Annotated in this window: 15 protein-coding genes; 10 read left to right on the top strand and 5 right to left on the bottom strand. The window is 70.8% G+C overall.

All coding sequences use genetic code 11. The features are described 5' to 3' along the window. Positions 1–872: 872 nt before the first annotated feature. Entirely contained in the window at positions 873–1,256 is a 384-nt protein-coding gene (locus tag ABZU74_RS24905) for a WhiB family transcriptional regulator (protein ID WP_091406539.1), read from the bottom strand. A gap of 253 nt (positions 1,257–1,509) precedes the next feature. Here ABZU74_RS24905 and ABZU74_RS24900 point away from each other — a divergent pair, with 253 nt between their 5' ends. Next, on the top strand, positions 1,510–2,325 hold the full coding sequence (locus tag ABZU74_RS24900; RefSeq protein WP_355428301.1) for a response regulator transcription factor: 816 nt from the start codon (positions 1,510–1,512) through the stop codon (positions 2,323–2,325). Positions 2,326–2,395: 70 nt separating this feature from the next. Here the strand turns inward: ABZU74_RS24900 and ABZU74_RS24895 are convergent, their stop codons facing one another. After that, positions 2,396–2,815: a DUF5319 domain-containing protein gene (locus ABZU74_RS24895; protein WP_030337860.1), complete on the bottom strand. Its 420-nt coding sequence runs from the start codon at positions 2,813–2,815 to the stop codon at positions 2,396–2,398. 186 nt (positions 2,816–3,001) lie between these two features. Between ABZU74_RS24895 and guaB the strand changes: the two genes are divergently transcribed. Together guaB and ABZU74_RS24885 are read left to right on the top strand one after the other, a co-directional pair. Continuing rightward, positions 3,002–4,564: an IMP dehydrogenase gene (gene guaB, locus ABZU74_RS24890; protein WP_355428299.1), complete on the top strand. Its 1,563-nt coding sequence runs from the start codon at positions 3,002–3,004 to the stop codon at positions 4,562–4,564. A 30-nt stretch (positions 4,565–4,594) separates the two neighbouring features. Next, positions 4,595–5,713 carry a GuaB3 family IMP dehydrogenase-related protein gene (locus ABZU74_RS24885; RefSeq protein ID WP_124778268.1) on the top strand — a complete coding sequence of 373 codons (1,119 nt, stop codon included), beginning with the start codon at positions 4,595–4,597 and terminating at the stop codon, positions 5,711–5,713. A 71-nt stretch (positions 5,714–5,784) separates the two neighbouring features. On the opposite strand, the gene ABZU74_RS24880 is transcribed toward ABZU74_RS24885, so the two are convergent. Beyond that, positions 5,785–6,900: a sugar phosphate isomerase/epimerase gene (locus ABZU74_RS24880; RefSeq protein WP_355428296.1), complete on the bottom strand. Its 1,116-nt coding sequence runs from the start codon at positions 6,898–6,900 to the stop codon at positions 5,785–5,787. Positions 6,901–7,142: 242 nt separating this feature from the next. Between ABZU74_RS24880 and ABZU74_RS24875 the strand changes: the two genes are divergently transcribed. Continuing rightward, the gene (locus ABZU74_RS24875) at positions 7,143–8,549 is read left to right on the top strand and encodes a M1 family metallopeptidase (protein ID WP_355428293.1); all 1,407 of its coding nucleotides are present in this window, start codon (positions 7,143–7,145) and stop codon (positions 8,547–8,549) included. 112 nt (positions 8,550–8,661) lie between these two features. Beyond that, a complete protein-coding gene (locus ABZU74_RS24870; protein WP_355428291.1) occupies positions 8,662–10,119 on the top strand; it encodes a M1 family metallopeptidase in 1,458 nt (485 codons plus the stop codon). Positions 10,120–10,126: 7 nt separating this feature from the next. Here the strand turns inward: ABZU74_RS24870 and ABZU74_RS24865 are convergent, their stop codons facing one another. After that, complete coding sequence (locus ABZU74_RS24865; RefSeq protein WP_355428288.1) at positions 10,127–11,245, bottom strand: LCP family protein; 1,119 nt, start codon at positions 11,243–11,245, stop codon at positions 10,127–10,129. Between the two features lie 145 nt (positions 11,246–11,390). Between ABZU74_RS24865 and ABZU74_RS24860 the strand changes: the two genes are divergently transcribed. Both ABZU74_RS24860 and guaA read left to right on the top strand, forming a co-directional pair. Continuing rightward, positions 11,391–13,088: a GMC family oxidoreductase gene (locus ABZU74_RS24860; RefSeq protein WP_355428285.1), complete on the top strand. Its 1,698-nt coding sequence runs from the start codon at positions 11,391–11,393 to the stop codon at positions 13,086–13,088. Between the two features lie 169 nt (positions 13,089–13,257). Continuing rightward, positions 13,258–14,814 (top strand): glutamine-hydrolyzing GMP synthase, encoded by a 1,557-nt coding sequence (gene guaA / locus ABZU74_RS24855; protein ID WP_355428283.1) that lies wholly within the window; start codon positions 13,258–13,260, stop codon positions 14,812–14,814. Positions 14,815–14,821: 7 nt separating this feature from the next. Here the strand turns inward: guaA and ABZU74_RS24850 are convergent, their stop codons facing one another. Further along, entirely contained in the window at positions 14,822–15,190 is a 369-nt protein-coding gene (locus ABZU74_RS24850) for a PspC domain-containing protein (protein ID WP_355428280.1), read from the bottom strand. A 143-nt stretch (positions 15,191–15,333) separates the two neighbouring features. Here ABZU74_RS24850 and ABZU74_RS24845 point away from each other — a divergent pair, with 143 nt between their 5' ends. From ABZU74_RS24845 to ABZU74_RS24835, 3 genes are all read left to right on the top strand, one after another. After that, positions 15,334–16,284: an NUDIX domain-containing protein gene (locus ABZU74_RS24845; protein ID WP_355428277.1), complete on the top strand. Its 951-nt coding sequence runs from the start codon at positions 15,334–15,336 to the stop codon at positions 16,282–16,284. Between the two features lie 696 nt (positions 16,285–16,980). Further along, on the top strand, positions 16,981–17,949 hold the full coding sequence (locus ABZU74_RS24840) for an NUDIX domain-containing protein (RefSeq protein WP_355428274.1): 969 nt from the start codon (positions 16,981–16,983) through the stop codon (positions 17,947–17,949). A gap of 345 nt (positions 17,950–18,294) precedes the next feature. Beyond that, complete coding sequence (locus ABZU74_RS24835; protein ID WP_355428271.1) at positions 18,295–19,245, top strand: CDP-alcohol phosphatidyltransferase family protein; 951 nt, start codon at positions 18,295–18,297, stop codon at positions 19,243–19,245. Positions 19,246–19,291 lie beyond the last annotated feature (46 nt).

Raw genomic sequence — 19,291 nt, 5'->3', positions numbered from 1 at the left:
GGCCGGCGAAGACACCACCGGCGAACGCGAGACCGGCAACAGACAGCATGCTCTTACGGAAGATCGTGTTCATGGGGGTAGCTCCTTCGGGGGTAGAACACCCGCACACCGCTCGGGGGGAACGGCAGGAACGGGTGTGAGCACCTCGTCCGGCGCTGCACGAACAAGGGGGAAAAGTCTGAGGGGGGTGACGCCTACGGTGACTCGGCGTCTACCAGCAGCCTACGACCGGGGGTCGTGGCGCCGGGTCCCTGTGTAACGACCGGGGGGCCGGGGTCATTCCGGGTTGGCCCACCTGCCGGCACCCTCATCGAGGCGGTGCCTGCGGTCGTTCGTGGGGACGGTAACGACCCGGCGGAGGGTGGCATTCCAACCTGCGCGACCCGAGTTCCAGCTCCGGTGCGGGCCGGGCGGCGGGCGGTGGTGCTGCGATCGTCAGGGTATGTAACGACCCCGCCCCGGCCATGATTCCAGCCCACGGGTGTGCCCGGTCACGGGACAGAGATCGCATACCTCGCAGAAGCCTGAGGCCTGCACCAGGCCCAAAAGCCGCAGAGCGGTCAAACCTCCCAGGGTGCCCGTCTCTGCTCGCCCCTCCACCCGCCCACTCGGCTTGATCCACTCGGCATCATTGAAATCGCGGTGTCCGGATGGGCGGGATGCCCCGACATCAAGGAACCCGTGTTGATCATGGCGGCGTTCGTCGGCCGTCGACGGCCCCCGGCCGCGGTGGCAGGTGGGTGGACGGCGCCGGCCGCGGTGGCAGGTGGCAGGTGGCACCCTGACCGCGAAGCCCGCGAAGCCGCCTCAACCGCGCGAAACCGCGCCCCCACGACGGGGGCGCGGCTCGCGGATATAGAAGACGTGTCGGGTCAGGCGACGTTGCGTTGGGCCGGGACGGTCGACTTGTGCGGGCGGCCCAGGCGGGCTTCCAGCCTTGCGACGTCGACCCGGGCGTGCCGGCGGTCTGCCAGGTCCTCCCAGCCGACGGCGAGCAGTCGCAGGCGCTCCGACTCGCTGAAGCCTCCCCACACGCCGTACGGCTCGCGTACCGAAAGGGCGTGGGCGGCGCACTCGGCGCGAACCGGGCAGGCGCGGCAGACCGACTTGGCGGCCGACTCACGGCGTAGCCGGGAAGAACCGCGCTCACCATCGGGGTGGAAGAACTGGGCGCTGTCGCGCCCTCGGCAGGCACCGAGTCGCTGCCAGTCCCAAAGATCGACGATGGGTCCGGGCAGTCTACGTACGTTCGACATCAGCACCCCTCCTCCCGCGCGGCTCCGCGAGAATCCTTATGGCCGGCGTCCGGGCGGCGGGCCGCGCAGGCGCACCGTTCCCGGCCTGGATCTCCCGGTACCCGGGCTGTCGTCAACTCACACGTGTGTGATCGAAAACGTCCGGGAAATTGCGGCTTTTGCCCCATCTGTCGGAAAAGTTCGAAGGATTGCCGGGAACCCCCTCCCCAGCCGACCGCGTCATGGTCTGCTCGTTGGCGGAGAGGAGACCACAGTGCGTACCGTTCTTGTGTGCGTTCGGACACCACTCGCGGCCCAGCACCTTACTTCTGCTGCCGCGCGGCTGGGGTTGTCCGCGATCGTTCGTACCGCCGTCTCTGATCCCGAGGTGATGCTGCGGCTGGCCGAGCGACCGGCCGACGTGGTCCTGGCCGACACGGCCCTCACCCGGCCGGACAGCGCGGGCTTCGTCCGCCGGGTGTTGGCGCGTGCGCCACAGGCGGCGGTGCTGCTGCTCGGCACCGAGGAGTCCGAGGCCGCGGCGGCCACCATCAGCGCCGGCGCCCGGGGGCTTATCCAGAATGTCGACCATGACCTGACCAGCGCGGTGGCTAAGGCGCTACTGCTGCTCACCGCGCCCGGCCGAGCCACTCGGCAGCGGATCACCGATCCGGCCCGCGACGCTGCGGCGGTGGGTGGTTCCGGTCGCTCCGGGCCTTCGCCGCGTGGCTCCGCTGAGCCCGGCTGGGCGGCCACGGCCGCTGACGGGCCGGCCAATGTGGCGTCGGTGCCGGTGCAGCGGGGCGACGACGAGGCGGAGGCGGGGACCGGCGAGTCGCCGTCGCAGGCCGACGCGGGCCGTCCCGCTCCGAACGCCCGACCCAGTCGGGCGTCGATCGGCCTCACTGAGCGTGAGCTTCAGGTGCTGCTCGGCATGGCCGAGGGCAAGAGCAACGCGGAGATCGGCCGGGAGCTGTTCGTCTCGGAGGACACCGTCAAGACGCACGCCCGCCGGTTGTTCCGCAAGCTTGGTGCCCGGGACCGGGCACACGCGGTGGCGGCGGGGTTCCGCGCCGGTCTGGTGGCCTGACGTACGCGCCGCGCCGTCGCAAGCCACGCCGCGTTGAAGCGGGGGTACGCCGCGCAGCCGCGCGGCGGGGTCACTTGGTGGCGGTCGGGGCGCCCGGCTCGTCCTCGGTGCCTTCGGACAGGGTGTCGTGCACCCCGTCCGCGTAACCCCGGGCGTAGTCCCAGGTCACGTAGTGGTCCGGGTCGGGGTCGTACGCGGGCTCGTGCACCCGGGGCCGACCGGAGTTGAGCAGGTGCCGCAGGTTGCCGCGGAGCAGGTCCCAGTCGAAGTAGTGCGGCTCGCGGCAGTCCTCGCATTCGATCACCAGCCCGCGAACCCCGATCGGGGCCAGCAGGGCCTGGTAGATCTCCAGGTCGGCGAGGTCTTCCAGCACATCCTGCCGCTCGACGTCGGTCAGCGGATCCGGCGTCGCGTCATCGCCCGGGTCATCCAGACCCGCGGTCGGATCGGCCGGGTCGCCATTGAACGGGTCGATGGGCTCGTCGTGCACCCCCTCACCGTAGACCCAACGCGGCGCGAACGTCCGCCCCCCGGCCTCCGCGCCGAGCCGGCCTGCCACGGAGGGGTCGCCCAGCTCACTGGGTACGATGAAGCGACGTGCCGGCACCGTGGCGCGCTCCGGTGCCTGCCCGCGCCACCTCGCTGAAGCCCATCCGAGCAGCTCAGGGGAGCAATCGTGGAAAATTCGCCCAGCACCGATCTTCCGGCCGGCGTCGAGCACGCCGACCTGGGCGGCCACCTGCCCGAGCTGCCGGCCGGCTCCGCCCGGGTGGTTCCGCTCGGCCTCACCTTCGACGACGTGCTGCTCCAGCCGGGCGAGTCGGACGTGGTGCCCAGCCGGGTCAACACCCGGACGAAGCTCACCCGCAACATCGAGTTGTCCATTCCGCTGCTGTCCAGCGCGATGGACACGGTGACCGAGGCCCGGATGGCGATCGCCATGGCCCGCCAGGGCGGCATCGGCGTGTTGCACCGCAACCTCTCCCTGGAGGACCAGGCCCTCCAGGTCGACCTGGTGAAGCGCTCCGAGTCCGGCATGATCACCAACCCGGTGACGGCCAGCCCGGACGACACGCTGCGCGAGGTCGACGAGCTGTGCGGGCGTTACCGCATCTCCGGCGTGCCGTTGGTGGACGGCGACGGCCAGCTGGTCGGCATCGTCACCAACCGGGACATGCGTTTCGTCTCGGAGCCGAACACGCCGGTCCGCGAGATCATGACCCACACCCCGCTGGTCACCGCCCGGGTCGGGGTGAGCAAGGACGACGCCCTGGCGCTGCTGCGTCAGCACAAGGTCGAGAAGCTGCCGATCGTCGACGACTCGGGCCGGCTGCGGGGCCTGATCACGGTCAAGGACTTCACCAAGAGCGAGCAGTACCCGGACGCGAGCAAGGACGACGCCGGTCGGCTGCGGGTCGCCGCCGCCATCGGTGTGGGCGAGGACGCCTACAAGCGGGCCCGTGCCCTGGTCGACGCGGGCGTCGACGTGCTGATCGTGGACACCGCGCACGGTCACCAGCGGGCCGTGCTGGACATGGTCCGCCGGCTCAAGGCCGACGTGGCGGTCGACGTCATGGGCGGCAACGTGGCCACGTACGCCGGCGCGAAGGCGCTTGTCGACGCCGGCGCCGACGGCGTCAAGGTGGGCGTGGGGCCGGGCGCGATCTGCACCACCCGGATCGTCGCCGGGGTCGGCGTACCGCAGGTGACCGCGATCATGGAGGCGGCCCGGGCCGCCCGCCCGGCCGGTGTGCCGGTGATCGGGGACGGCGGCATTCAATATTCTGGCGACATCGCCAAGGCGCTGGTGGCCGGCGCCGACACGGTGATGCTCGGCAGTCTGCTGGCCGGTTGCGAGGAGAGCCCCGGCGAGCTGATCTTCGTCAACGGCAAGCAGTTCAAGACGTACCGCGGGATGGGGTCGCTCGGCGCGATGCAGTCCCGGGGTCAGGCCAAGTCGTACAGCAAGGACCGCTACTTCCAGCAGGACGTGCTCAGCGACGACAAGCTGGTCCCCGAGGGCGTGGAGGGTCAGGTTCCCTACCGGGGACCGCTCTCCCGGGTGGCCCACCAGCTGGTCGGCGGTCTGCGACTGGCCATGGGGTACGCCGGTGCGGAGAACATCCCCGATCTGCACCGCCGGGGCCAGCTCATCCGGATCACCGCGGCTGGCCTGAAGGAGAGCCACCCGCACGACATCCAGATGACCGTCGAGGCGCCCAACTACCACACCCGCTGACCCACCACCCCCAACCACCTGGAGTCCCCCATGCGTGACGTGGTCGAGATCGGGCTGGGCAAGACCGCGCAGCGCGGCTACCACCTGGACGACATCGCCATCGTGCCGAGCCGCCGCACCCGGGACGTCGATGACGTCTCGACGTCGTGGCAGCTCGACGCGTACCCGTTCGGCATTCCGTGCGTCGGTCACCCCTCCGACGCCACCATGAGCCCGTCCTCGGCGGTGCGCCTGGGTCAGCTCGGTGGCCTCGGCGTGCTCAACGTGGAGGGGCTCTGGACCCGCTACGAGAACCCGACGAAGGTGCTGGACGAGCTGGCCGGCCTCGACGAGGAGGCCCGCGCCACCAAGCGGCTCCAGGAGGTGTACGCCGAGCCGATCCGCCCGGACCTGATCGCGGAGCGGGTCCGCGAGCTGCGCGCCGGTGGCGGCACGGTGGCGGTGCGGGTCTCCCCGCAGCACACCCTCGCGCTGGCGCCGGTGATCCTGGACGCCGGGGTGGACATCCTGGTCATCCAGGGCACCATCGTCTCGGCCGAGCACGTGTCGACCACCGACGAGCCGCTGAACCTCAAGGAGTTCATCGCGGACCTCGACCTGCCGGTGATCGTCGGTGGCTGCACGGACTACAAGACGGCGCTGCACCTGATGCGTACCGGCGCGGCCGGCGTGATCGTGGGCATCGGTGGCGACGAGTGGTCGACCACCGAGTCGGTGCTGGGCATCCGGGTGCCGATGGCCACCGCGATCGCCGACGCCGCGGCGGCCCGCCGTGACTACCTGGACGAGACCGGCGGCCGGTACGTGCACCTGATCGCGGACGGTGACATCCAGACGTCGGGTGACATCGCCAAGGCGCTCGGCTGCGGCGCGGACGCGGTGATGCTCGGTGAGCCGCTGTCGCTCTGCGACGAGGCCCCCGCCGGTGGTGCCTGGTGGCACTCGGCGGCGAGTCACCCGTCGCTGCCCCGGGGCGCCTTCGAGGTGTCCGGTGAGCCGCTCGGGTCGATGGAGCAGCTGCTCTTCGGGCCGGCGGACGAGGCCGACGGTCAGCTCAACCTGTTCGGCGGGCTGCGCCGGGCGATGGCCAAGTGCGGTTACCGCGACCTGAAGGAGTTCCAGAAGGTCGGTCTGGTCCTCGACCGCTGACCGATCCGTCAGACGCCGGAAGGCCGGCCCCGCCTGGTGCGGGGCCGGCCTTCGTCGCGTTCAGCGCGGAGTCACTTCTCCAGGTAGATGGTCAGGTCGGACATGTTGCGGTAGCTGGTCGCCGCGAAGTCGAGCGACTGGCCCTTGTTGTCCGCTCCGCCGGGGGCGGTGTCCATCTCCCAGTTGGCGTGGTGGAAGTTGCGTTCGCCGATGGTCTGGAAGAACTGCTGGAAGTTGAGGTCGCCGTCGCCCAGCGGGGTCATCTGGTATCCGTTGGGGACGCTGGTGTCCCGGTCGCCGTCCTTGGCGTGGAAGAGCGGGAACCGGGTGGTCCGGTCGGCCACTGTGAGGATCGGGTCGAACAGGTCGGTCACTTCCTGACCGGCCGGGTTGACGTACTTCTGGTGCTTGTAGCGGGCCACGTAGGCCCAGTAGATGTCCAGCTCGAAGAAGACGTACCGCGGGTCGGTGATCTCGAAGAAGTACTCCAGCCGGCGGATGCCGGAGGACCGGGTCTGCCGGCCCTGCGCGTCGCGCGGGCCGCGGTCGATGAGGAAGCTGTACGCCGCGTCGTGGTTGTGCGTGTAGAGCCGCATGCCGCGGGCCCTGGCCTGTCGGCCCAGCTCGTTCCAGATGTCCGCGGCGGCGTCCCACTCGGCCTTGTACGCGCTGCTGGTCGGGTCGCTGCCGGTGCCGATGTTCTTCATGCCGAGTTCCTCGGCGATGTCCAATTGCTGCTGGAAGGTAGCCGGCTGGATCGTGGCGTGGGTGCCGTTGGCCACCAGGCCGTTGTCGTCGAGGATCTTGCGGATCTCGGCGGGGGTGATCTGCCGGCCCAGGATCTCGGTGCTCTGGGTGTAGCCGGCGAACTCGATCTCCTTGTAGCCGATCTCGGCGAGTCGAGCGAGGACGCGCTCGAAGCCGTACGGCACCCCGCTGTCGTCGGGCGCGGCCGTGATCCGGTCGCGGACGCTGTAGAGGATGATGCCGCGGTTCTTGGCCGGGATCAGCGGCTCGACACGCAGCTTGCTCGCGTTGCCGGGGTTGGCGAGCGCGGGGGTGCCGGTGGCGAGGACGGGTAGGCCGGCCGCGCCGATCGCGGCGGCGGCCCCGGCGGAGGCGGCGAGCAGGGATCGACGGCTGAGCCGGCCGGTGGGGGTGGCGTCGGGGGCGGTGTGGTCTGGCATGGTTCCACCTTTCGCGACGGTGGTCGGAGACAGACACTAACGTCGGTCTAAGTCGAAAGAAAGGTTCGATCGACGTCAGCTTTTGTTCGATCCGACGAAAGTCACTGATGATCGTCGATACCGGCCGTGCGGCCCGCGATGCTGACTACGCTCGTCCTGACCGCATGGCGCAGCAGGCCGGAACGCCGCAGAAGGCAGGCCGGACCGCCGCAGGAGGCCGGAGCGCCGCAGGAGGGGTGGGCATGGTCCTGACCGGACGGAGACTGCGCGTCGCCGCCGCGCTGACCTGCGTCCTCGGGCTGGTCGCGACCGGTTGCACGGGCGACGACCGCGACGGCTTCCGGCCCGGTGCCGCCGACGTCGGCGACCCGTACGTGCCGGGGCACGGCAACGGCGGTTACGACGTCGGACACTACGGCCTCGACGTCCGCTACGACCCGTCGACCGACCGGCTGACCGGTCGTGCCGTCATCACGGCCACCGCCACCCAGGACCTGTCCCGGTTCAACCTTGATCTGGTCGGCCTGGAGGTCGGCGCGGTCAGCGTGGGTGACGCGGCGGCCGAGCACCGGCGCGGCGACGGCGAGTTGGTGGTGACGCCCCGCGACGGCCTGCCGCGCGGTCGGCAGTTCACAGTGACTGTCGAGTACGCGGGCGTCCCCACGGCCGTCGATGACGGATCGTTGGGCAGCGGCGGCTTCCTGCACACCGCCGACGGCGCGGTGGCGCTCGGCCAGCCCGACTCGGCCGCCACCTGGTTTCCGGTCAACGACCACCCGTCGGACAAGGCCACCTACGACCTGGCGGTGACAGTTCCGGACGGCCTGGCCGCGCTGAGCAACGGCGTACCCGGGCCGAAGAGCAGCGCCGACGGTTGGACCACGTGGCGTTGGTCGGAGCGCGCCCCGATGGCCAGCTACCTGAGCACGCTGGTGATCGGTGACTACCGGGTGGTGACCAGCACGCACGCCGGCCGACCCATGGTCACGGCGGTGGCCACGAGCCTGCCGGCTACCGGCGGCGCGGCCACCTCGCTGGCCCGCACCGGCGCGATCGTCGACTTTCTGGCCAGCCGCTTCGGCCCGTACCCGTTCGACTCGTACGGGGGCATCGTGATCGCCGACGACCGGGTCGGGTACGCGCTGGAGACCCAGTCCCGGCCGGTCTACGGGCCGGCCTTCTTCTCCGACGACCGGCCGAACCCGAGTGTCGTCGCGCACGAGCTGGCGCACCAGTGGTTCGGCGACAGTGTGTCGCTGACCAGGTGGGGTGACATCTGGCTCAACGAGGGCTTCGCCAGCTACGCGGAGTGGCTGTGGGAGGAGCACGACGGCGGCCGGACCGCCCAGCGCAACTTCGAGATCCAGTACGCGGCGACCGACTGGGCGCAGCCGTCGGTCGAGCCGGGCCGGGAGCAGATGTTCGGCACTGCCGTCTACAAGCGCGGGGCGCTCGCCGTGCACGCGCTGCGCCGGACCGTCGGTGACGAGGTCTTCTTCCGCATCCTGCGCACCTGGACCAGCGAGCGGGCGTCGGGTAACGCGACCACAGCTGACCTCGTCGCGCTGGCCGAGCGGGTCGCCGGGCGGCAACTGCGTCCGCTCTTCGACGCCTGGTTGGCGGGTGGGTCGGCCCCCACACTGCCGTGACCCGGCCCGGCCGCACTGTCGATATGCTGCCGCCTGCGAACGGCGGGTCGGCGCGCCCGTTCGCGCGGAGCGGCGGAGGCCGTGACCGGCCACCGGGCGGAAAGGGTGTGGGATGCGGGGGACGCGGCACAGACTGCGAATGGGTGCCGGCCTGCTGGTGACAGGTGCGCTCGCACTGTCCGGGTGCGACTCGACGGGCCCGGCGACGGCGGTGCCACAGAGCGCGTCTCCCACGCCGTCGCGGACGTTCACCGCAGGCGCCGACGGGGTCGGTGACACCTACTTCCCGACCTACGGCAACGGCGGCTACGACGTCGGGCGGTACACGGTGAAGGTGCGCTACGACCCGGCCAAGGACCAGTTGACGGGTACGACCACCGTGCGGGCCACCGCGACGGCCAACCTGTCGACGTTCAACCTCGACCTGGCCGGCCTGACCGTCAACGCGGTCACAGTGGACGGCGTACCGGCGACCCACAGCCGCAAGCGGAACGAGCTGGTGATCAAGCCGGCCTCCGGCCTGATCAACGGCAACGGGTTCGTCGCCGAGATCACCTACGCCGGTAAGCCGAAGCCGCTGAAGAACGAGACGCTCGGTGACGGTGGCTTCCTGCACACCGCCGACGGTGCCATCGCGCTGGGCCAGCCCGAGTCGGCAAGCACCTGGTTCCCGGTGAACGACCATCCGTCGGACAAGGCGGCCTACGACTTCGAGGTCACCGTTCCGGACGGTCTGACCGCGATCAGCAACGGCGTTCCCGGCGGAAAGACCAGCTCGGGCGGGTGGACCACCTGGAAATGGTCGGAGAAGTCACCGATGGCCAGCTATCTGAGCACGCTGGTGATCGGCAAGTTCCGGATCACCACCGGCGAGCACAAGGGTCGTCCGGTCTACAACGCGGTCAGCACCAGAGTGGCCAAGGGGGACGCGGACGCGTCCGTCGCGCAGACCGTCGCGGTGGCCGACTACCTGGAGAGTGTGTTCGGGCCGTACCCGTTCGGCGCGTACGGCGGGGTGGTGATCTCCGACAGCCGGATCTCGTACGCCCTGGAGACGCAGAGCCGACCGGTCTACGCGGCGAGCTTCTTCCGGCAGGGCGAGAACACCGAGGTCGTCGCCCACGAGTTGGCCCACCAGTGGTTCGGCGACAGCGTCGCGTTGGCCAAGTGGGAGGACATCTGGCTCAACGAGGGCTTCGCGACGTACGCGGAGTGGCTCTGGGCCGAGCACACCAAGGCGTACACCGCCAAGGAGGCGTTCGACAGCCGGTACGCCGAGATGTCCGCGCAGGTGTGGAGGACGCCGCCGGGCAAGCCGGGGGCGGACAAGCTGTTCAGCGAGTCGGTCTACCAGCGCGGCGGGATGACCCTGCACGCCCTGCGGGTGGCCGTCGGCGACAAGGCGTTCTTCGAGATCGTCAGGACGTGGGCGGCGGAGAAGCGCGACGGCACCGCCACCACCGCCGAGTTCGTGGCCCTGGCCGAGCGGATCTCCGGCAAGCAGCTCGATGCGATCTTCGACGCCTGGCTCTACGGCACCGAGAAGCCCGACCTGCCCAAGCGGCTCTGACCGGCGGTCAGTTCTTCACCACCAGTTTGGGGTGGGCGGCAAGGTACGCGTCGGCGCGGCCGGCGCGGAGTTCGGTGAGGAACTTGCGACCCTCGGTGGTCAGCTGCTCGCCCCGGTAGGCGCTGCCCTTGCCGACACCGGAACCGGGCAGCCCGACCAGCGTGAAACGGTTCTCCGGCAGGCCACTGAGGGCGTACGCGATGTCGACGATCCGGCGCCCGCCCACGTAGACAAGCGTGTCGCCCAGCGCGGAGACCACCTGGTCGACGCGCTCCGGTTGCCGGGCCAGGCCCTCGTCCAGGATCTTCCGGGTCATCGCCTTGATCAGCTGCTGCTGGTGACGCTGCCGGGCGTAGTCACCGCCGGTGATGTAGCGCTGCCGCGCGTAGTCCAGCGCCTGCCAGCCGTTGAGGTGCCGCTCGCCCTTCTCGTAGACCTGCTGCGGCCCCTTGTAACCGCCCGGCGCGCTCTTTCGGTATTTGCCGTCCGGTCGGCGGTGCAGCGACTCGACCCGCTGGTCGACGTAGATGTCCACCCCGCCCAGGGCGTTGACCAGCCGGTCGAACCCGTTGAAGGTGAGCACCGCGCCGGCGTCGATGCGCAGCCCGGTGTAACCGCTGACCGTGCTGCGCAGCAGCTCGTACCCCTGGGCTGTGCTGGGTTGTTTGGGTTTGCCCGGCACCCGGCTGCCGAAGCTCATCGCGTGGGTGAGCTTGGTCTTGCCGCCCTTGTAGCCGGCCTTCGGGAAAGCCGGGATGTCCACCACCAGGTCGCGGGGGAGCGAGAAGAGGTACGCCCGATCCAACCCCTTCGGTACGTGCAACACCAGCACGGCGTCCGAGTGCGGCTCCCAACCGGGCACGCTGACCCGGGTGTCCACACCGACCAGCAGCAGGTTGAGCGGGCCGGTGATGTCCGCGCCCGGCGGTGGGCCGCTGGGGCTCGGGGTCGGCGTGCGGATCGGCGACGGGGTCGGTGAGCCGGACACCGGAGCGCCACCCGGCTTGTTGTCCCCGGTCAGCCGGGTGATCACCACCGTGCCGGCCGTGATCAGCGCGACGACGGCGAGGGCCGTCAACCCCAGCAGCAGCCACCGTCGGCGCGGCGCCATCGACCCGAGAACCATCTTGGATTCCTTCCACCCGTCTGCTGAACAACGCTCCGACGGGTGCTCCGGGTTGCGGCCGGGAGACGCCGGGTCGGTCGGCCGGAGCATGATCGCGCGAAAAGTGCCGCTGGCGCGAGCGCTACCCGCGAGTAATGATGCGTCCATGCGGTACGACGTGGTCGTCATCGGGTCCGGCTTCGGTGGCAGCGTCACCGCGCTCCGACTGGCCGAGAAGGGCTACTCGGTCGCGGTGCTGGAAGCCGGCCGCCGCTTCGCCGACGACGAGTTCCCGCGAACGTCCTGGCGGGTCCGCCGGTTCCTCTGGGCACCGAAGCTGGGCTGCTACGGCATCCAACGGCTCACCCTGCTCCGCCCGGCCGACCGACGATCCGGCGGCGGGGTGCTGGTGCTCTCCGGCGCAGGGGTGGGCGGCGGTTCGCTGGTCTACGCAAACACCCTCTACGAACCGCTGCCGGCCTTCTACAGCGACCCGCAGTGGCGGGACATCACCGACTGGCGCGACGAGTTGGCCCGCCACTACGACCAGGCGGAACGGATGCTCGGCGTCACCACGTACCCGATGCACACCGGCGCGGACCGCGCCATGCGCGCGGTGGCCGAGCGGATGGGGGTGGGCCACACCTTCCACGCCACCCCGGTGGGCGTGCACATCGGCCGCCCCGGCCAGCGGGTCGACGACCCGTACTTCGGCGGTGCCGGCCCGGAACGCACCGGCTGCCTGCACTGCGGCTCGTGCATGACTGGCTGCCGACACGGGGCGAAGAACACGCTGGTCAAGAACTACCTCTGGCTCGCCGAACGGCTCGGGGTCACGGTCCACCCGATGACCACGGTGACCGCTGTCCGGCCCGCCGACGACGGCGGGTACCAGGTGCACACCGAACGCACCGGCGCCTGGCTGCGCAAGGGTCGGCAGGTCATCCACGCCGACCAGGTGGTCTTCGCCGCCGGGGCGCTCGGCACCCAGCGGCTGCTGCACGCGATGCGGGCCGACGGGGCGCTACCCGGGCTCTCACCCCGCCTCGGCGAGCTGACCCGGACCAACTCGGAGGCGATCCTCGGCGCCTCGGTGCCCCGCCAACGGGCCCGGTCCGAGCGGTTGGACTACACCGAGGGGGTGGCCATCACCAGCTCGTTCCACCCCGACCCGCAGACGCACATCGAGCCGGTCCGGTACGGGCGGGGCTCCAACGCGATGGGGCTGCTCCAGTCGCTGCTCGTCGACGGTGGCCCGCACCGGGTACGCCGCTGGCTGGGCAGCATCGTTCGGCAGCCCCGGTTGGCCGCGCGGATGCTGTCGGTGCGCGGCTGGTCGGAACGGACAGTGATCGCCCTGGTCATGCAGTCCGCGGACAACTCGCTGACCATCCGGTGGCGGCGTGGTCCGCTCGGCCGCAGGTTGGTCACCGGCCCGGGCCACGGCACGCCCAGCCCCACCTGGATCCCGGCCGGCAACACCGCTGCCCGAATGCTCGCCGACGAGATCGGCGGCACGCCCGGCGGTTCGCTCACCGAACCCTTCGACATCCCGATGACCGCGCACATCCTGGGCGGGGCGGTCATCGGGGCCACCCCGGCCGACGGGGTGATCGACCCCTGGCACCGGGTGTTCGGGCACGCCGGGCTGCACGTGGTCGACGGCGCCGCCGTCTCGGCCAACCTGGGCGTGAACCCCTCCCTGACGATCACCGCGCAGGCGGAACGGGCCATGTCCTTCTGGCCCAACAAGGGCGAGCAGGACCCCCGCCCACCTCTCGGCGCCCCGTACCGCCGGCTGGCCCCCGTCTCCCCACGAAACCCGGCAGTCCCACCGAACGCCCCGGGTGCCCTCCAACCCTGACCCCGCCCGCCGCCCGCCGGGCCCGCCCTCCGGTGTTGTTGCATTTTTGGTCGTCGGTCTGTGACTTTTGCGTCTTTTGTCGATACAGGAAGTGCAAGATCGCGGGGAGAGTGGGTTGCTGGCGAGCCGGTGCCGGGAGCGGCCGTGACTGTCGGTAGGCTTCGTGCACATGAGCCTGCCTCGCCCCGTCCTCGTGGTGGACTTCGGAGCCCAGTACGCCCAGCTCATCGCCCGCCGGGTCCGTGAGGCGAAGGTCTACTCCGAGATCGTGCCGCACTCGATGCCGATCGCCGAGATGCTGGCGAAGAACCCTGCCGCGATCATCCTCTCCGGTGGCCCGGCCAGCGTCTACGCCCCGGACGCTCCGCAGATCGACGCGGGCGTGTTCAGCGCCGACGTGCCGGTCTTCGGCATCTGCTACGGCTTCCAGGCGATGGCCCAGGCGCTCGGCGGCACGGTCACCAGGACCGGCAACCGTGAGTACGGCGGCACCCCGCTGCGGCCCCGCCTCCTCGACCCGGGTGTGCTGCTGCGTGACCTGCCGGCGGACCTGCCGGTCTGGATGAGCCACGGTGACTGCGTCACCGAGGCGCCCGAGGGCTTCACGGTGACCGCCGAGTCGGCGGGCGCGCCGGTCGCCGCATTCGAGGACCTGGCCGGGCGTCGGGCCGGCGTGCAGTTCCACCCGGAGGTCGGGCACACCGCGCACGGCCAGGAGATGCTGACCCGCTTCCTCTACGACATCGCCGGCATCGAGCCGACCTGGACGCCCGAGAACATCATCGACGAGCAGGTAGCCCGGATCCGCGCCCAGATCGGCGACAAGGAGGTCATCTGCGGCCTGTCCGGCGGGGTGGACTCGGCGGTCGCCGCGGCGCTCGTCCACAAGGCGGTCGGTGACCAGCTCACCTGCGTCTTCGTCGATCACGGCCTGCTGCGCGCCGGCGAGGCCGAGCAGGTGGAGAAGGACTACGTCGCCGCGACCGGTATCAAGCTGAAGGTGGTCGACGCCGCCGACCGGTTCCTCGGCGCGCTCGCCGGGGTGACCGACCCGGAGCAGAAGCGCAAGATCATTGGCCGGGAGTTCATCCGGGTCTTCGAGGCAGCGGCCCGCGAGATCGCCGCCCACGGCGATGTCGAGTTCCTCGTCCAGGGCACCCTCTACCCCGACGTGGTGGAGTCCGGCGGCGGCACCGGCACCGCCAACATCAAGAGCCACCACAACGTCGGCGGGCTCCCGGAGGACCTGAAGTTCGCGCTGGTCGAGCCGCTGCGCACCCTGTTCAAGGACGAGGTCCGAACGCTCGGCCTCCAACTGGGCCTGCCCGAGGCGATGGTCTGGCGGCACCCGTTCCCCGGCCCCGGCCTGGCCATCCGGATCATCGGCGCGGTCGACCAGGAGCGCCTCGACCTGCTCCGCCAGGCCGACCTGATCGCCCGCGAGGAGTTGACCGCCGCCGGCCTCGACCGGGGCGTCTGGCAGTTCCCGGTGGTGCTCCTGGCCGACGTTCGCAGCGTCGGTGTGCAGGGAGACGGGCGCAGCTACGGGCACCCCGTGGTGCTGCGCCCGGTCTCCAGCGAGGACGCGATGACCGCCGACTGGTCCCGACTGCCCTACGACGTCGTGGCCCGGATCTCCACCCGGATCACCAACGAGGTCGCCGAGGTCAACCGGGTGGTCCTGGACGTCACCAGCAAGCCGCCGGGCACCATCGAGTGGGAGTGAGCGCCGCTCAGGCGGCCGGCGGCGGGCTGAACGGGGTCGTCGGCGGGTAGGGCGGCGTCGGGGCGTACCCCTGCGGTGGTCCGCCGGGCGCGGGCCCGGCGGTGGGCGGCGGGCCGTTCTGCGGCGCGACGCCCGCGGCGTGCGGCCAGGCCGGCGCGCCGCTGGGCTCCTCCGGCATCAGGAACCACATGATCGGGTACGCGAACAGCGCGAGCCCGCCGGTGAGCAGGCCGGTGACCGCGAAGATCACCCGGACCAGTGTGGGATCGACGGCGAAGTAGCGGCCGACGCCGCTGGCGACCCCGGCGACCATGCGGTCGGTGGTGGGTCGCCGGAGCTGCTTGTACGGGGCGCGGGGAGCGGTGGTCGATGTCATACCCCTACCGTCCGCGCTGGCGGTCGACCCGCCCTCGGTGACCGCCCGGATCCTTACCCTGACCAATCCCTGATCGGGGCCAGACAGTCAGGAATCCGACTCTTTTCCGTTCCGGTAACCCGGCCCGGGGAGAATTTGCTTCCGTGACCACCTTGCTCAAGCCGCTCCGCAGGATCGCGGCATACGCAGTTTGTGCTGATTCAAGCGGCCGAGTCTTGCTGGTCCGCGCATCGGAGCACTCCGGCACCCCCGGGGCGTGGTCGCTGCCCGGCGGGGCGGTCGACCACGGCGAGGACCCGAACCACACGGTCGTTCGGGAGACCGCCGCCGAAACCGGCCTCTCCGTCGCCGTCTCCGGCCTGGCCGACGTGCTCGCCGACATGCGGGCACTCCCGGACCGGGGCATCACCATCCACACCGACCGGCTGATCTACCGGGTCGCCGTACGCGGCGGCACCCTCGCCGACCGGGTCGGCGAACGCCCCACCGACCTGGCCCGGTGGTACACCCTCGACGAGGCGCGCGAACTGCCGCTGCGCTCGTTCACCGCACGCGCCCTCGGGCTGCCCGCCTCCTCGGCCGACGTGGTGCCCGACGAGGCACCCGAATTCCCCTCCTTCTACGCCGTGCCCGGCCCCGACGGGCTGCACCGGGCCCAGCGCTTCGCCGCGTACGCGGTCTGCACCGACCCCGCCGGCCGGGTGCTGCTCACCCGCATTTCCGACGGCTACCCGGGCGCCGGCTGCTGGCACCTGCCCGGCGGCGGCACCGACTACGGCGAGCAGCCCGGCGCGGCACTCATCCGAGAGCTGGTCGAGGAGACCGGCCAGGCCGGCCGCCTCGTCGAGCTCCTCGGCGTCGCCAGCCACCGCGACGCCGCCTCGCTCGGCCCCGAGGGCTACCCGATCGACTGGCACGGCGTACGCGCCTTCTACCGGGTCGTCGTCGACCAGCCCAACCCACTCACCGTGGCCGACGTGGGCGGCTCCACCTGCGAGGCCCGCTGGTTTGGCCGCGAGGAGTTGGGCGCCCTCCCCACCGACCGCCTCACCGAGGTGACCGCCGAAGCAGTCCAAGCGGCCCAACTGACCTGACCCTGACCGGTCCGCGAGAGGTTGGCGGCACCGTACGCCGCCGGGGTGCCCCCTACGTCCGGCAGGACCTGCCTGCTGGCTGCTGGCTGCTGCCTCGCGCCTCGCGGCTCCCGCCAAGATCGTGCACGAACCAGGATGTAGTGGCCTCACCGACGCGGCGATGCCACTACATCCTGGATGTTGCGTGATCTTGGGCGCGGGGCGCCCCGCAGAGGTCATTCGCGGGCGTTTCGGGCGGCAGGTCCTCGGCCCCGCCCCTGGCCAACCCGTGATCCACTCGGTTCACGGAAGTTGGCCCAGCAGGCGGCCGCCGGGTAGCCCTCGTCTGGGCCCGCCAGCCCTGATCAACTCGGGTTCCTTGAAGACGCGGTATCCCGGGCGGTGGGATACCGCGCCTTCCGTGAACGCGAGTTGATCAATGTTCGTCTCGACTCCCGCGACGCGATTGGACTCCACGATGAGGGCCAATGGGGTGGAGCGAACGGCCGCGCGAATCGGGTAAAACGTTCTTACGGGGCGAAAGGGTAGTGGCTGTGGGTGGGCCACCTCAGCCCGAGCGTCCTCGGCTCGCCAGGTTCCGCGAGTTTCCCGCGCACTGCCTCGCGTTGATCATGAAGTTATTGTCAGGGCGCGAGATGGATGGCGATAACTTCATGATCAACGGGTCTGGGGTGCGCGAAACCGGGGGTGGCAAGGGTGCAGTTCACGCGACGTGTCGGGGCCTACGGGCTTTTGTGGGATTCGGGCCGGGTCCTGGTGGTCCGGGACGGGGTGGAGGGTGAGTTTCCCGAGTTCTGGCGGTTGCCGGGCGGTGCCGTTGGGCATGCCGAGGACCCGAAGCACGCAGTGGTCCGCGAGGTTGCCGAACAGGCCGGGATGACGGTGACGGTGACCCGGCTGCGGGCGGTGGTTGCCGATGTGGCCACCTTTCCCGAGGACAAGGTCGCACTGCACACCGACCGCCTGTTGTTCGAGCTGGACCCAGGGCGCGAAGCTGTGCAGCGACCGCAACCAGTACCGCAGCTCGGCGCTCCCCACGGCACGCGGTCCGAGGGCGGGTTGCGGGACGTGGCGGATGGGCTTGTCGATCGGGCTTCCTGGCTTTCACTGGCCGAGGTGGCGGAGTTGCCGCTGACCCCGTTCACCGCCGAGGCACTGGGCCTGCCGGTGACCCCGCTGCCGCCCGGAGCGCGCCGGTCACGGGACCCGTTTCCGCCGTCGCACCCCGACCGTCGGCTGCGCTTCGGGGCGTACGGGCTGGTCACCGATCCTGCTGGGCGGATCCTGCTCACCCAGATCGCGGAGGGTTATCCGGGGGCCGGTCTGTGGCATCTGCCCGGTGGTGGCACCGATCACGGTGAGCAGCCGGCCGCCGGGTTGCTCCGGGAGTTGGTCGAGGAGGGCGGTCAGGTGGGCCGGGTCGAGGAGCTGCTCGGCGTCAACAACCTGCACAATCCCGCCGCACTGGGCCCGGAGGGTCGGCCGCTGGACTGGCATGGCGTACGGGTGATCTATCGGGTGCTGGTGGACGTACCTACTGATGCGGTGGTCACCGAGTCCGTCGGAGGGTCGACGGCGCGGGCCGGGTGGTTCACCCGCGCCGAGGCGGCTGACCTGCCGTTGAGCGACATCGCTGCCGTGGCAATCGGACAGAGTGGCCGATAGCACCCCGCTCGGTGAGCCGAGATGGTGACCCTCCGGTACAGTCGGAGGCGGGAATGATGGAGGAAACGGGCGATGAAGCCCGGGATGGGAACAAGCGAGCGGTTCGAGCGGTTTAAGCCAGATATAAGTACCGCCGGCAGCTATCGCCAAGCCATGTTCCCCTATGCGATGGTGTACTCCGCAAAACGGCTGCCGGGCCATGCAAGGTCCGGCACGAGACAGCCGGACACCCGCCACGTGGCGGCCAGCAGATCCGGTGATGGAGGAAACGTGCCGAGAGCCCCATGGCGCCGGCGTCGTACTACTGACAGTCCGCGCCCCGCAGGGCGTCGCTGGGCGGGCCGGTTGCGCCGCAGCAGCACGTTCGCCCGCCAGGTGCTGTTGGTCCGCGTGGGTCGCCGCGACGGCGACCTGCACCCGAGTGACCTGGCCCCGACCGAGCACCGGTACGCCGACCGGCAGCGCCGCCGCTACGGGCTGGACCGGCTCAGCCGGCCGACACTGGGTGTGGACCCGACACTGGGCCTGGACCGAGCCGACATCGAGGCCGTCATGCCGGTCAGCCCGGCGATGCCGCCGATGGTGCAGGCCGACGAGGCCCGGTCCATCCCGCTGCTCCCCGGCGAGCGCACCATGGCGCGCCGGATGAAGTTCGGCCTGGTCAACGCCTGCACGCTGGCCAGCCTGATGCTCGGCATGCTGGCCATCTTCCTGGCCATGCAGGGCGAGGTGCGCCTGGCGGCGCTGTGCCTGATCGCCTGCGTCGGCTTCGACGGTCTGGATGGCGCGCTGGCCCGACGGCTCGGTGTGGCCAGTCCGTTCGGCGCGCAGATGGACTCACTGGCCGACATGTGCTCGTTCGGTCTCGCCGCGCCGGTTGTGGTCTACGCCTCGCTCGCCGGCTCCGTCTCCACGGCTGCGGCGGCGGTGGCGTGTGCCCTGGTCGCGGCGTGTGCCGCGATTCGACTGGCCCGCTTCAACGTCTCGCCGAAGGACGGCCGGTTCTTCTGCGGTGTGCCCACCACCATGGCGGCCGCGGTGCTCGCCGTGACCGTGGCGATCGGCCTGCCGGTGCCCGGTGCCGTGCTGGTCGCCGGTGTGGCGCTGCTGGCCTTCGCGATGGTGTCGAGCTTCCCGTACGCCAAGCTCGCCCGCCTGGTGAAGTTGCCGCCGTGGCTCTGGTTGGCCCCGGTGATCGGCGCGCTTGTCGACATCCGGCTCACGTTCGCCCTGATCGTGGTGGGTTACCTGGTCAGCGGGCCGGTTCTCTGGCTGCGGCAGCGTCGTACCGCCTGATCTGAGCAGACAGAACGGGGCGTCGCGGACAGCGGCGCCCCGTTCC

The organism is Micromonospora sp. NPDC005171, assembly GCF_040608575.1.
Lineage (GTDB): Bacteria > Actinomycetota > Actinomycetes > Mycobacteriales > Micromonosporaceae > Micromonospora.
Note: the sequence above shows the minus strand (reverse complement) of the source record. Positions and strands in the feature narration are given on the sequence as shown.